This is a genomic window from Cupriavidus sp. 2TAF22 (genome assembly GCF_052115045.1).
In the GTDB taxonomy this organism is placed as follows: Bacteria; Pseudomonadota; Gammaproteobacteria; order Burkholderiales; family Burkholderiaceae; genus Cupriavidus.
This window is the reverse complement of record NZ_JBFRFX010000015.1, coordinates 148,873-162,111: the sequence shown is the minus strand read 5'-3', so window position 1 is coordinate 162,111 and position 13,239 is coordinate 148,873. Positions and strand designations below refer to the sequence as shown.

At 67.7% G+C, this 13,239-nt stretch carries 10 protein-coding genes; 5 read left to right on the top strand and 5 right to left on the bottom strand.

What is annotated here, in order from left to right; translation table 11 throughout:
- The 3 genes from AB4Z48_RS20090 to AB4Z48_RS20080 form a co-directional block, all read left to right on the top strand.
- On the top strand, positions 1-1,917 hold a 1,917-nt coding region (locus tag AB4Z48_RS20090; RefSeq protein ID WP_441617096.1), incomplete at its 5' end, for a spermidine synthase.
- Between the two features lie 194 nt (positions 1,918-2,111).
- Positions 2,112-2,699, top strand: a complete 588-nt coding sequence (locus AB4Z48_RS20085) for a hypothetical protein (protein WP_441617094.1) — start codon at positions 2,112-2,114, stop codon at positions 2,697-2,699.
- Positions 2,700-2,737: 38 nt separating this feature from the next.
- On the top strand, positions 2,738-4,150 hold the full coding sequence (locus AB4Z48_RS20080; protein WP_441617092.1) for a DUF2252 domain-containing protein: 1,413 nt from the start codon (positions 2,738-2,740) through the stop codon (positions 4,148-4,150).
- Between the two features lie 37 nt (positions 4,151-4,187).
- On the opposite strand, the gene AB4Z48_RS20075 is transcribed toward AB4Z48_RS20080, so the two are convergent.
- Both AB4Z48_RS20075 and AB4Z48_RS20070 read right to left on the bottom strand, forming a co-directional pair.
- Positions 4,188-5,198 (bottom strand): Bug family tripartite tricarboxylate transporter substrate binding protein, encoded by a 1,011-nt coding sequence (locus AB4Z48_RS20075; RefSeq protein ID WP_441617090.1) that lies wholly within the window; start codon positions 5,196-5,198, stop codon positions 4,188-4,190.
- A 41-nt stretch (positions 5,199-5,239) separates the two neighbouring features.
- Positions 5,240-6,493, bottom strand: a complete 1,254-nt coding sequence (locus tag AB4Z48_RS20070; protein WP_441617087.1) for an alkyl sulfatase dimerization domain-containing protein — start codon at positions 6,491-6,493, stop codon at positions 5,240-5,242.
- Positions 6,494-6,798: 305 nt separating this feature from the next.
- Here AB4Z48_RS20070 and AB4Z48_RS20065 point away from each other — a divergent pair, with 305 nt between their 5' ends.
- Positions 6,799-7,959, top strand: coding sequence for a porin (locus AB4Z48_RS20065; protein WP_441617085.1), 1,161 nt, complete (start codon positions 6,799-6,801; stop codon positions 7,957-7,959).
- A 304-nt stretch (positions 7,960-8,263) separates the two neighbouring features.
- Complete coding sequence (locus AB4Z48_RS20060; protein ID WP_441617083.1) at positions 8,264-9,172, top strand: LysR family transcriptional regulator; 909 nt, start codon at positions 8,264-8,266, stop codon at positions 9,170-9,172.
- Here the strand turns inward: AB4Z48_RS20060 and AB4Z48_RS20055 are convergent.
- From AB4Z48_RS20055 to AB4Z48_RS20045, 3 genes are all read right to left on the bottom strand, one after another.
- Positions 9,169-10,671 carry a M20/M25/M40 family metallo-hydrolase gene (locus AB4Z48_RS20055; RefSeq protein WP_441617081.1) on the bottom strand — a complete coding sequence of 501 codons (1,503 nt, stop codon included), beginning with the start codon at positions 10,669-10,671 and terminating at the stop codon, positions 9,169-9,171. The two genes, AB4Z48_RS20060 and AB4Z48_RS20055, sit on opposite strands and share 4 nt — an antisense overlap.
- 4 nt (positions 10,672-10,675) lie before the next feature.
- Positions 10,676-11,668: a Bug family tripartite tricarboxylate transporter substrate binding protein gene (locus AB4Z48_RS20050; RefSeq protein ID WP_441617079.1), complete on the bottom strand. Its 993-nt coding sequence runs from the start codon at positions 11,666-11,668 to the stop codon at positions 10,676-10,678.
- Between the two features lie 409 nt (positions 11,669-12,077).
- Positions 12,078-13,106 (bottom strand): branched-chain amino acid aminotransferase, encoded by a 1,029-nt coding sequence (locus AB4Z48_RS20045; RefSeq protein WP_441617077.1) that lies wholly within the window; start codon positions 13,104-13,106, stop codon positions 12,078-12,080.
- Positions 13,107-13,239: the final 133 nt, after the last annotated feature.

Here is a 13,239-nt window from a genome sequence, read left to right as displayed (position 1 = left end):
GCGCTGGTGCTGGCGCGGCGCTACCGTGCGCCGCAGGCGCCGGGCCTGCCCGCGCCGGCGGCGGTGCCGCCCGTGCCCGGGCGGCGCCTGGCGCTGGGCCTCTACGCCATTGCCGGCGGCATCGCGCTGGGCTACGAGGTGGTGTGGTCGCAGGCCATCGTGCAATTCATCAGCACCCGCAGTTTTGCCTTCAGCGTGGTGCTGGCCACCTACCTGTGCGGCCTGGTCGCCGGCAGCGCGCTGATGGCGCGCCGCGCCGACCGCGTGCGCGATCCATGGGGCCTGTTCGCCTTGCTGATCGCCGGTGCCGGTCTGGCGGCGCTGCTGGAGATCGTGTGGCTGGGCGACTGGCTGCTGCGCTGGCAGGCGCTGGCGTCGGCATGGATGGTGGCGGCGGGCGGCAGCCAGCTTGTCGCCATGTGCGCGCGCTTCGCGGTGGCGGCGCTAAGCGTGGTGTTCGTGCCGACGCTGCTGCTCGGCGCGGCCTTTCCGCTGATGCTGCGCATCGCCGTGGACAGCAGCCGGATGGGGCGGGATGTGGGCGCGGTGGTCGCCCTCAACACCGTGGGCGGCATCGCCGGCAGTGCCATCGCGGGTTTCGTGCTGGTACCGGCGCTGGGGCTGGTGCACGCGCTGGCGGCGCTGGCCGTGTCGGCGTGCGCGGTGGCGCTGGCGGCCGTGCTGATGGGGCAGGGCGTGGGCAGGCCGGCGCGCTGGGGCGGCGCGCTGCTGGCCGTGCTGGCGTTGGGCGTCGCGCTGCTGGCGCCGCCCGACCGGCTGGCCGTGCTGCTGACCCGCGCGCGCGGCGGCGAGCTGGTGTTCTACGAGGAAAGCCGCGGCGCCACCGTGGCCGTGGTGGAACAAGCCTTCGGGCAGAAGCGCTTCAAGCGGCTGTATATCCAGGGCGTGTCCAATTCCGGCGACACCATGACCTCGCTGCGCTATATGCGGCTGCAGACGCTGCTGCCGCTGCTTATCCACCGCGAGACGCCACGCTCGGCGCTGGTGATCGGCCTGGGCACCGGCATCACGGCCGGTGCCATGCTGGCCTATCCCGGCCTGGAGCAGCGCGTGGTGGCCGAACTGCTGCCGGCGGTGGCGCGCGCGGTGCCGCAGTTCGCCGGCAACTACGGCGTCAGCGCCGATGCGCGCGTGCAGATCCGCTTGCGCGACGGCCGGCGCGAACTGCTGCAAAGCCAGCAACGCTACGACCTCATCACGCTGGAGCCGCCGCCGCCGTCGGCCGCCGGCGTGGTCAACCTCTATTCGACGGATTTCTACCGGCTTGCCGCCGCGCGGCTGCAGCCCGCCGGCCTGGTCGCCCAGTGGCTGCCGTTGCCCACGCAGAACGACGAAGACACCCGGGCCCTGGTGCGCAGCTTCCTCGATGCCTTTCCCTACGCCACGCTGTGGACCACCGAGTTGCACGAGATGATGCTGGTGGGATCGCCCGCGCCCATCGAGCTGGATGCCGCGCGCATCGCCGCGCGCTTCGCGCAGCCCGACGTGGGCGCCGCGCTGCGCGCGGTGGGCATCGCCTCGCCAGCGGCGCTGCTGGCCACCTGGGTGACCGGCCGCGAGGGGCTGGAGCAATACGCGGGCGACGCCCGCCCGGTGACCGACGACCGCCCGCGTATCGAATACGCGCCGTGGGTGCGGCGCACGGACTTCCCGCTGGTGCTGGAGCATCTGCTGGCGCTGCGTACGGAGCCGCCGCTGCGCGGCGCGGACGACGGCCTGCGCCGCGCCATCGCGACCGAGCGGCAGAATCTCATGACCTTCTATGGCGCGGGCCTCAATGCCTACCGGGGCGACCGCGAGCAGTGGCTGCAGGATATCCGCGAAGTCATGCGCGCGGACCCGGGCAACCCTTACTACAACTGGTTCGTGGGCGGGCGGCGGAGCATGGCCGACTAGCGCGGCGATACCGTTTCCCCGTCACTTTATTTTCTCGGTGCCCGATATGAAATCTTTCAAGCGGCATGCCGTGGGCCCGCATTGCGCGCTATGTTGAAGCTGATGCGCCGCCAAAGCCCCAGCCAAGTCTTGCGTGCCGCCGGCGTTGCATATCCTCCTTTCGCAGACCTTCAGAAACAAGACCAGGAAAACCCATGCCAACACGCCGCCTGTTCTCCCATTCCCTCTCCGCGCTCGGCTTCGGCGCCGCCATGGCGTTCGCATCCGCGGTTCACGCTGCGCCGCCGAAGGCCGTGGGCATTGCCGAGGAGGCCGTGATATCGGGGCGCATCGTCGCCATCGATCCGGATACCAAGGCGGTGCTGGTGCAGGGTCCGCGCGGCAACGTGGTCGAACTGATCGGCGGGGACGAAGTCAAGAACTTCAAGCAGGTCCGCAAGGGCGATATCGTCACGCTGGCGCGGCAGGCCGTGTTGGTGACGGGGCTTGAGCCGATCGACAGCAAGGACACCCCGATGACGGAAACGGTGGAGCGTACCGCGCGCGCCGGCGAAGGCGACAAGCCCGGCTTCGCGCGCGAGATCACCACCACGGTCACTGCGCAGGTCACCAAGGTCGATGCCAAGAACCGCACCATCACGTTCCGCGGTCCGCAAGAGACACTGCGTACCGTGGCCGTGCGCGATCCCAACATCGACCTTAGCAAGATCCAGGCGGGCCGGCTCGCCAAGATCGTCTATCGCCAGATCGTCTCGATCACCGTCAGTTCGCCCAAGTCCTGAGGCGTGGGCGCCCGCCGCAGGGCGCAGCGGAGCCGAACGTGGAAACACCTGCCGAGTCCGATGGCCGCCGCGAAAGCGGCAGGATTACCCGCAAGCACGTGCCGCGGCGCTCCCACGCCGCGATCGGCAACGTGGACCGGGATCCCGTGGAACTGCTGGAGATCAACAGCGCAGGCCGCGTCGAGCGGCTGGTGCCGCTGCGCTACGGGCGCATGATCGAATCGCCGTTCGCGTTCTACCGCGGCAGCGCCATCCTGCAGGCGCACGACCTGGCGGGCACGCCCAATTCGGGCCTGACGATCCAGATCTGCGGCGACTGCCACCTGGCCAACTTCGGCGGTTTCGCCAGCCCGGAGCGGTCGCTGATGTTCGACCTCAACGATTTCGACGAGACCAGTCCCGGCCCGTGGGAATGGGACCTGAAGCGGCTCGCCGGCAGTTTCGTGGTGGCGGCCAGGCATCTGCGCCACAAGCGGGGCGTGGCCGAAGAGCTGGTCTACCGCGCGGTCCGCAGCTACCAGGAGCACATGGCCGAGTATGCCGGCATGGGCATCCTGGACACCTGGTATGAGTGCATCACCTTCGAGCGGCTGATGGCGCAGACGCAGGCGCCGCAGGTACGCAAGCGCCTGGAGCGCGGCATGGAACGCGCCGCCGAGCGCACCAGCGAAGCGCTGCTGTCCAAGCTGGCCGAGCGCGTGGGGGAGCGCTGGATCATTCGCGACGCGCCGCCCGCGGTATTCCATGTCCAGGGCAAGAACACGCTGTTCTCGCCCGAGGACAACTGGATGAAGGTCACCGATGTCAACAAGGCCATGGACAAAGCCTTCGATGCGTACATGTCCACGCTGTCGCCGGACCGGCGCCAGCTGCTTAGCCATTTCACCCGGCACGACGTGGCTTTCAAGGTGGTCGGGGTGGGCAGCGTCGGCACGCGCTGCCTGGTCGTGCTGATGATCGACAACCACGGCAAGCCGCTGTTCCTGCAGAGCAAGCAGGCCACGCAGTCGGTGGTGGCGCGCTTCTTCAAGTCGGCGCCGGTCGCGCACGAGGGCCGGCGCGTGGTGGAGGGACAAAGGCTGATGCAGGCCGCCAGCGATGTCTTCCTGGGCTGGAACGACGGTCCGTTCGGCCGCCATTTCTACCTGCGCCAGCTGCGCGACATGAAGCTGTCGCCGGAGATAGAGCTGATGGATGTCGACACGCTGGGAGGTTATGCGGCGCTGTGCGGGTGGGTGCTGGCGCGCGCCCACGCCAAGGCCAGCGGCAGTGCGATCGAGATCAGCGGCTACCTCGGCAGCAGCGACGCCATGGCCGATGCCCTGGTGGCCTATTCCAACGCCTACGCCGACCAGGTCGAGCGCGACTTCGAGATCTTCGTCAACGCATGCCGCTCCGGCCGGCTGGAGGCGCGCACCGACGCCGACATGGCGGCGGACTTCCGCGTCTAGCGCGGCAGCCGGTGCGGCGGCCTCAGTCCGCCAGCGCCTACTCGGCGCTGATCCGGTTGACGCGGATCACTTCGCCCCAGGCCTGGATGTCGCTGCGCACGGTCTGCGCGAACTGCTCGCTGCTCTTGGCCGGCATCTGCGCCAGGTTCAGCTGGCGGAAGCGCTCGCGCATGGCCGGGTCGCCGAGCATGCGGTTCACTTCCGCATTGAGCCGCTGCACGATCGGCGCCGGGGTGCCGGCCGGCGCGAACATGCCGTACCAGCTATCCGTATCGAACGGCACGCCCTGCTCGGTCATGGTGGCCAGCCCGGGCAGCGCGGGCCCGCGGTGGGTGCCGCTGAGGGCCAGCGGCCGGATCTTGCCGGCGCGGATCAGTTGCAGCGGCGAGGACGAGTCGACGAAGGCCACCTTGATGATGCCGCCCTGCAGGTCGTTCAGGATCTGCGGCACGGTCTTGTAGGGCACGTGGCGCAGCTTGATGCCGGTCTGCATCTTGAGCGATTCCATGGTCAGGTGGCCGCCCGATCCCACGCCCCAGGACGCGTAGTCATAGGCGTCCGGGTGGGCTTTCATATAGGTGACGAACTCTTTCAGGTCGCGCGCGGGGAAGTCCGGCGACACCACCAGGAAATTGCCGCCGGCGCCGACCTGGGCCACCGGCACGAGATCGCGCAGCGCGTCGTAGGGCAACTTCGGCTGCAAGGTCTGGTTGATGACCACGGAGGCCGCAAAGGTAAACAGCAGCGTGTAGCCATCCGGCCTGGCCTTGGCCACCGTGTCGTTGCCGATCATGCCGGTGGCGCCGGCCTTGTTGTCCACCACGACGGTCTGGCCGAGCGCCTTGCCCAGGCGCTCGGCCAGCAGGCGGGCGAACAGGTCGGTGCCGCTGCCGGCGGAGGAGGGCACCACCAGGCGGATCGGGTGCGCGGGCCAGGGGGCTTGCGCACGGGCCGCCTGGAGCGGGGCCAGGCTACCGGCGGCGGCCAGGATCGCCACGGCAAGGCAGCCGGCGTGGCGTAGTGTCCGGCGTCGGTCGGGGTTTCGCATGTCTGTCTCCATTGCGGTGGTGTCCGAGGCGGCGGCGGGCATCAGCGGATGCCCAGGGCGTTGCGGCCACCTTGTTCGATCGCGCCGGCAGCGGCCGTATAGAGGCTGCGCGACACGTAGCTGCGCACCTGCGAGGCGCGCTGGCGCAGCAGGGCAGCCTTGCATGCGCGGGCACGCGCCAGCGTGGGCGAGTCGCCGTCGGCGGTGGCCAGCACGTCGATCACGTGCAGCGCCAGCTGGGTCTCGCCGCGCGCGGCCAGCGACTCGGCATGTCGGATCAGCGCATCATGATCCGTCACGGCGGCGGCGATCTCCGCGGCGGCGCGGTCGGGCGCGCACGGGTGCAGCGAGGTCGGATTGCGGTCCCACCAGCCGTTCTCGGAGCGATAGATGTCGCGCGCGATATAGCTCGGGTCGCCGTAGGCGGGGCGCATCCACGGCTGCTCGAACAGTTCGGGCGGCAGCTCGAGCCTGGCGAGGACTTCGCGCTCCCCGCAGCCCTCATTCATCAACCTGACCACCTCGGCACGCAGCCAGCGTAGCGCGCGCGCCGTCTGTGTCAGCACCTGCCGGCACTGTGCCTCGCCTTCGAGCGCGGCGCCGAACTCGCGGATCACCGTGCGCGGCGCCAGCGCGGCCAGCCGCTCCAGCGTGTCGGCCCAGCGCACGGTATCGCGCAGGGTGCGCAATGGCGTGCCGATATTCGGGATGGAGTCGATCACGGCGGGGCCACCGTACAGCAGCCGCTGCTCCGGCAGCCAGACAGCAACCGCGTCGTCGGTTTCCGACGGCGCCCACAGGATCTCCACGCGCCGCGGGCCGCTGCCGAGCACGAGAGAATCGGTAAAGGTCTCGCCTGGCGCGGGGCTGACCAGGCGCCCGGCCAGCGCGCCCGCCGGGTGGCGAAACTGGATCTCCGCCATGCGTTCCTGCAAGCCCATGGTCTCCAGGTAGCGCGCGCGGCGCGCCGGCACATTGGCATGCGCGATCACGCGCGGCGGCGGGTCCGCGCGCTGCGCCGCGTGAGCCAGCCATTCGGACAGGCCGGCGTTGTAGCCGAGGTGCCCATGGCTGAAGCAGATGGCGGCCAGGGGCAGGGCGGTGTGCTCGCGCAGCGCCGAGATCATGCCGCGCGTGACCTTGCCGCCGGGCCCCGCGTCCACCAGCAGCAGCGCGCCCCCGATATCGGCAACAAAAGACTGGCCCTGCCCGTGCAGCAGCCATACGCCGTCGGCGATGGCCTCGCAGCCCGTGCCGGTGATCAGGGCGTCTGCCCGGTTCTTGATGTCCTGCATGTCTCCTGCCTCCTGTTCTCTGTGTGTCGTTGCCGATGAGCATAGCAATAATCTCAGAGATTAATCTCGGGAATTATCCCTAGTGGAAGCCGGCGTGCGCCGGTTGGGCCCTGTCCTCGGCAGGCGGCGCCGGGTACCGGCCCTGCTCAGGGACGAGGCTGGGGTAATCCCCAGATGTCCGAACCCGTTCTGCCGAGTTTAATCTCGGGTATTACAACTAATGCGAGAGATTAATCGCAACCTGCCTGGCAGGAACAGCCCGCGGGCCGGCCAGGATTTCATTCACGAAGCAGAACGGGGTAGCAATGATGAAGAAGAAGATATTGTCCGGTGCGGCCTGCGCCGGCCTGCTGGCGCAGGGAGCTTATGCGCAGTCGTCGGTGACGCTGTATGGCGTGGTGACCGCGGGCCTGCAATACGTGAATCATGCGCAGAATGTGAGCGGCGGCGTGCTGGCACCCGGCAGCGGCTCGCAGGTGTTGATGAGTTCGGCCGGCATCGCGCAATCGCGTTTCGGCCTGCGCGGCGTGGAAGACCTGGGTGGCGGCCTGCAGAGCCTGTTTGTGCTGGAGAACCAGTTCAATACCGACAACGGGCAGCTCGGCGGCGGGCTGATGTTCGGTCGCCAGGCCTATGTCGGACTCAAGAACGCCTATGGCCGCGTCAGCTTCGGGCGCCAGTACACTTCGTCCTTCCTGACGATGGCCAACTTCATGCCCGCCGCGTACGCGCCGGAGTTCGAGCCGGTGGTTGGCTTCGCGGGGCCGAATTTCCGCGAGAGCAATATGGTGCAGTACCAAGGCCAGTTCGGCCCGGTGGCGCTCAATACGCACTGGTCCTTCGGCGAGCGCGCGGGCTCGGCCACGGCGGGCTCGGCATATGGCATCGGGCTGTCCTATTCGGCCGAAGCCTTCGCGCTGGGCGTGGCCTACGATGAAGTCAAGACGCTCAACCAGGCGCAAGCCAGCGGCGCCTCCGGGGCCAGCGAGTACGGCCGCGACATGCGCGCCGCCGTCGGCGCCAGCTACCAGATCGGCAAGGTCAAGCTGACGGGCGGCTATCGCTGGGGCAACTCGGTGGCGCCAGGCACGGGCGGCTTCACGCTGCTGCCGCACCGCGACGACATGTACTGGCTGGGCCTGAACTGGGAGGCCACCGCCGCGCTGCGGCTGACACTGGCCTACTACTACGACGACATCAAGCACGCTACCATCGGCGGCGTGAAGGTCAATCCGGCCAATCCGCAGCAGTATCTCGCCATGGCCGACTACAACCTCTCGAAGCGCACTGATTTCTACGCCGCCGTCATCTATGCGCGCAATGCCTCGCTGAACTGGGACAACATCGCCTACCTGCCGAACGGCCAGTCGGTGGGCTACCTGCCGGCCACCTCGCAGACCTATTACAAGACGCCGGGCGCGAGCGGCCAGATGGGGATTTCGCTGGGTATCCGCACGATCTTCTGAGTGCCGCAACGCAGGTACGCCCGGGATCGAACGGATAGCGCTGGCTTGCCGTTCGTCCGGGCGCATCGCCGCGGAGGCAATACGGCGTGGCCGGTGCCGGGCGCAGGGAAACAGCATGTCGCCATCGCCGCGTTGCGGCGTATTCCATGCTGTACGATAGCCATTATTTGGCATCCGCTATAGTGCCTGCACCGCTGTTGCATGAGGCGCGCTTCAGCGGCGACCAGGGCATCTCGTCCCCTGTCCGCCGTGACGGCAGCCCAGCGCTGAACGCGACACAGGACTTTGCTTACCGACCCCCAATATGGACATCTCCACGCGCGACCTGCGCGCCTTCCTGGCCTTGATGGAAGCGCGCAACTTCACGCGCGCCGCCAGTGTGCTGGCGCTCTCGCAGCCGGCCTTCAGCGCCCTGATCGCGGCCCTGGAAAACCACGTCGGTGCGAAGCTGTTCGACCGCTCCACGCGTACCATCGCGCTGACACCGGAAGGCAAGCTCTTTGCCGAACACGCGGCCCGGCTGCTGGCGGAGATCAACGATGCGGTCGGCAGCGTGCGCGACCATGCTTCGCTCAAGCGCGGACGGACCACGGTTGCCGTGATACCGAGCCTTGCCGGCGGCTGGTTTCCGGACATCCTGCAGTCATTCGCGCGCCTGCACCCGAACATCAGCGTGGTGCTGCGGGACGAGTTCTCGCGCGAAGCGATCGCCGCCGCGCGCGACGGCGACGCGGACTTCGCCATCGCGACACCGGCGGAGTCCATGTTGCCCGGCATGCGGCTCGCGCATTTCCACGCGGACCGCTTCTCGGTGATCTGCCCCAAGGGACATCCCCTCGCCACGCGCCGCACGCTCAAGCCAAACGACCTGCTGCCCTATCCCTTCATTGCCGCACCGCGTGGCAGCGTCGCCACGGCGCGGCTCGCCGCCAGGATCGCGCCCGCGCAGCTGAATGTCGTGCACGAAGTCGAGCACCTGCATACGATGCTGGGCATGGTGCGCGCTGGCGTGGGCATCAGCGTCGCTCCCAACCTGGCGTTGCAGGCACTGGCTCTGCGTGATCAGGTTGCGATTCCGCTGGACCGCAGCCTGACGCGGGACATCTACCTGGTCACGCGCGAGCCGCGCAATTTCTCCACGGCGGCGGCCGCGCTGTTCGACTTTATCCGGGGCCATCCGCCCGAAGCGGCGCCGCAGACGCGCAAGCGCTAGAACGGACGGGTCAGCAATTGACGCAGCGTGCGGATGCCGTCGATGTAGTTGCCCAGGCGCAGGTTCTCGTCGTGGCTGTGCTGGTTGTTGTCGGCGTTGACCAGCGGCAACAGCACGCACGGGATGCCGAGTTCGCGCACCGCGATGCCGGTGGGAACCGAGCCGCCCATCATGCGGATGCAGACCGGCGCTTCGCCATGCGCCGCGACCAGTGCGCCTTCCACCCAGCGGCACACGGGCTCGTCGGCCGGGGTACGCACCGCATGGGCCATGCCGTTGAAGCGTGGCTGCACCAGGCGCGCCAGCTTCGGGTACAGGCGGCGATCGTCCTCGGTGGGCTCGCCCTCGATGAGGTGGAAGCCTTGCGCCAGGACGTGCGCGCGCAGCAGTCCGAACAGCCTTTCCGGGTCTGTCTCCGGCACAGTGCGGACATCGAACGATGCCGTGGCTTGCGCGGGAATGATGGTGCGCGCCGCCGCGCCGACCTGAGCGGCGGCGACGCCCACCACGTTGAGCGTCGGGTACTGCAGCGCTTCCTGGTAGGTCCCGCCCACGCGTTCCGGCTGCGCGATACCGGCACGCGCGCGCAAGACACCGTCGTCGTCCGGCACGGCTTCGAACTGGCGGCGGTCGGCATCGGTCAACGCAATGCCGTCGTAGAACCCGTCCACCCGCACCCTGCCATCGTCGTCCTTCATCGATGCCAGCAACATTGCCAGTCGGAACACGGGGTTCGCCGCGTAGTTGCCGAACTGGCCGCTATGCAGGTCGCGGCGGGGGCCGAATACGGTCAGCGTGGTCATGAACGCGCCGCGATTGCCGAGGATCATGGTGGGGCGATTGCTGGCGTGCATCGAGCCGTCGAGTACCAGCATCGCGTCAGCCTTCAGGGCCTCGCGATTGGCCGACACCACCGTCCCGAGGTTGGGCGCGCCGATCTCTTCTTCGCTGTCGAGCAGCACCTTGAGATGCACCGACGTGCCGCGTGCCTCTTCGGCCAGGCTGTCCAGCGCGGCCAGCAGCATCATGATGGGCCCTTTGTCATCCGCCACCGCGCGTGCCACGAGCCGCGCATCGCGATCGATCGTGTCGCCGGCAAGCGCATCGGCAGGATCGACGTATGCGCCATCCGGCATCGACCTGGAGGGGCGCAGCGTTGGCTGCCACGGGCTGGGCTGGCTCCATGGCTGGTTGGCCACGGGCTGCGCATCCATATGCATGTAGCAGAGGATGGTCGGCGCTGCCGGATCCGGGCAGCGGCGCCCGGCCAGCAGCATGGGACGTTCGCCGTTTGGCAGCGACGTCACCGCGAAGCCGCGGCGCGCGAATGCCTGCGACAGCCAGTCGGCCGTCTTGCATACGTCCGCGGCGTCGGCCGTCACGTTCGGCAGCCTCAGCAGCGCGAGAAACTCGCTCCAGCTCGCGCGCGCGGTCTGTACGGCGCGCACATCTTCCGTCGCATGGTCGGGAGCAGCGCGCATGGTCGATTTAGCCAGCATAGCGTCACTCCATGCGGATGTTTGCATCCCGCGCCAACTGGCGGAACTGCGTGATCTCGACGCGCGTCCTGCGCCGGAACTCCTCCGCGCCGCCAAACAGCGTTTCCAGGCCCTGCTTGGCCAGGACTTCGCGATACCCGGCGTCGTGCACGATCGCACGCAGTTCCGCCTGCAGCCGGTCCACGATCGGCGCCGGGGTGCCCTTGGGGGCGACCAGTCCATACCAGAACGAGGCCTCGCCACCGGCGACGCCCACCTCGGCGAATGTCGGCACGTTGGGTAGCAAGGGTGAACGCGTGGCCGAACTGATCGCCAGCGGACGCAGCTTGCCGGCCTTGATATTCCCCTGCACGACCGCCACCGGATCGATACTCAGGTCGATCTGCCCGCCGATGACATCGGTGAAGACCTGCGCGCTGCCCTTGTACGGCACCGCCGTCATGTCTGCCTTGATGCTGCGGGCGATCATCGCGCCAACCAGGTGGGGTGCGGAGCCGGGACCGAAGGTGCCGTAGGTCACGCCGGCGCCTCCTGCATTGGCCTGCCTGGCGATATCTGCGAAGCTATGGATCTTGCCGGTGGCGCGCGTTGATACCACCACGGCGGTCTGCGCCACCATGCCGATCGGCGCCCAGGTGGTGTCGGGATTCAGCGGCAGGTCCTGCCGCAGCGCTGGCAGCACGGAGAAAGTGGTCGAACCCGAATACAGCAACGTCAGCCCATCCGGGGCAGCCTTGGCGACGAATTCGCTGCCAATCGCCGTCGCCGCACCGGCACGGTTCTCGACAATCACGGGTTGGCCCAGGCGAGCCTGGAGCTTGGAGGCCAGCGCTCGTGCCGCGATATCGGTAGTACCGCCCGCGCCGAACGGTACGACGATCCTGACCGCGCGCTGGGGATAGGGATCGGCATCAGAGGCGGTGGAGGCAAGCGGGAAGCCTGACAGAGAGAGCAGAAGCGCAACGCCAAGGCGTCGGCTCAGGGGGGCAAAAAGCATGAAGGGAACTCGTGGTGGATCGGTCTTGCATGCACTCTACGATTCCGAGACTGAGTTGTGAAATCGATTGTTCAGGTCAAACTATTTGTTTTCCAGATCGAGAATCTGCGCCCTGGCAGAGCATGCCGGACGTGGGTCGAGCAAAAACAGAAACGACGATGGCCGAACGTGGTCACCGTAGCACTTGCCAACAAGATGGCTATGGTCGACTCACGCCCGGCCAGCTTGGCCGGGCCCTGAGAAAAATGGCGATTCACGTTGACCCCGCGCGCCGCGCAAGCATCCGCGCGGACCCAAAGCCTCCAGGAAGAAAGGCTACGTTGCCGGCTGCGGGGCGCGATGTCATGTCTCGACCATGCGCGTCCTCAAGGCCGGACGTGTCGTTTGATCACCTTGAAAGGGGTGATGCCTAGGCCTTGACGATCCAGCCCTCGGGCGCCTCGATGCGGCCGGTCTGGATTCCGGTCAGCGTATCGAACAGCCGTTGCGTGATCGGCCCGGTTTCATGCTCTTCGTGGAAGACATGGAGTTTCCCCCCGTACGAGATTGCCCGGATGGGCGTGATCACCGCGGCGGTACCACACGCCCCGGCTTCCTCCAGTTCGTCCAGCCGGTCGATCAGCACATCGGCTTCCACCGCGGGCATGCCAATGTACGCATGCGCCAGATGCAGCAGGGAAAGGCGCGTGATGCCGGGGAGAATCGACGGGGAGTGGGGCGTGACGAAGCGGCCATCCTTCGTGATCGCGAAGAAGTTCGCCGTCCCGACTTCCTCGATCTTGGTACGTGTCCTGGGGTCCAGGTAGATGCAGTCGGCGAACCCGGCCTGTTTGGCTTGCGTGCCGGGCAGCAGGCTGGCCGCGTAGTTTCCACCCACCTTGGCAGCGCCGGTGCCGTGCGGCGCGGCGCGGTCATAGTCGGAGACGGAAAAGATCTGCGCCTTCAGGCCGCCTCTGTAGTAAGGGCCGACCGGGACGCAGAAGATAGAGAAGATGAATTCGGGCGCGGTGCGAACCCCGATGCTGTCGCCGACGCCGATCACGAACGGGCGCAGGTAGAGCGCGCCGCCGGTGCCGTAGGGGGGAATGAAGCGGGCGTTGGCCGACACGACTGCCTTGCAAGCGTTGATGAACATGTCGGTCGGCACGTTCGGCATGAGCAGGCGGTCGCAACTGCGCTGCATGCGCAGGGCGTTCTGGTCGGGGCGGAACAGGTTGATCGAGCCGTCTTCCGTGCGATAGGCCTTCAGCCCTTCGAAGCATTGCTGCCCGTAGTGGAGCGCGGTCGAGCCCTCGCTGACATGAAGGACGTTGTCCGCGACCAATCCTTCTTCGTGCCAGGCGCCGTCCTTCCAGTGGGCGCGGTACCGGAGGTCGGTCTTGATGTACTCGAACCCCAGCCGGTCCCAGTCGATAGCGGGGGTGTCTGCGTTTGTCATTGAGCTCTCCATTGAGTTGAACAGGATCATGATGCCATTGTCATGATCCGAGGATTCCCTGCCCGGAACTGGATTGGCGGGGGTGACCGGCGCCACCCCGCCGAGAACCAGCGAGGACGCCACGAGATGGTAC

Excerpts from the sequence above, each read along its gene's own strand:
- AB4Z48_RS20085 (WP_441617094.1), top strand. The coding sequence starts at position 2,112 with ATGCCAACACGCCGCCTGTTCTCCCATTCCCTCTCCGCGCTCGGCTTC.
- AB4Z48_RS20075 (WP_441617090.1), bottom strand. The coding sequence starts at position 5,198 with ATGCGAAACCCCGACCGACGCCGGACACTACGCCACGCCGGCTGCCTT.
- AB4Z48_RS20070 (WP_441617087.1), bottom strand. The coding sequence starts at position 6,493 with ATGCAGGACATCAAGAACCGGGCAGACGCCCTGATCACCGGCACGGGC.
- AB4Z48_RS20065 (WP_441617085.1), top strand. The coding sequence starts at position 6,799 with ATGATGAAGAAGAAGATATTGTCCGGTGCGGCCTGCGCCGGCCTGCTG.
- AB4Z48_RS20060 (WP_441617083.1), top strand. The coding sequence starts at position 8,264 with ATGGACATCTCCACGCGCGACCTGCGCGCCTTCCTGGCCTTGATGGAA.
- AB4Z48_RS20055 (WP_441617081.1), bottom strand. The coding sequence starts at position 10,671 with ATGCTGGCTAAATCGACCATGCGCGCTGCTCCCGACCATGCGACGGAA.
- AB4Z48_RS20050 (WP_441617079.1), bottom strand. The coding sequence starts at position 11,668 with ATGCTTTTTGCCCCCCTGAGCCGACGCCTTGGCGTTGCGCTTCTGCTC.
- AB4Z48_RS20045 (WP_441617077.1), bottom strand. The coding sequence starts at position 13,106 with ATGACAAACGCAGACACCCCCGCTATCGACTGGGACCGGCTGGGGTTC.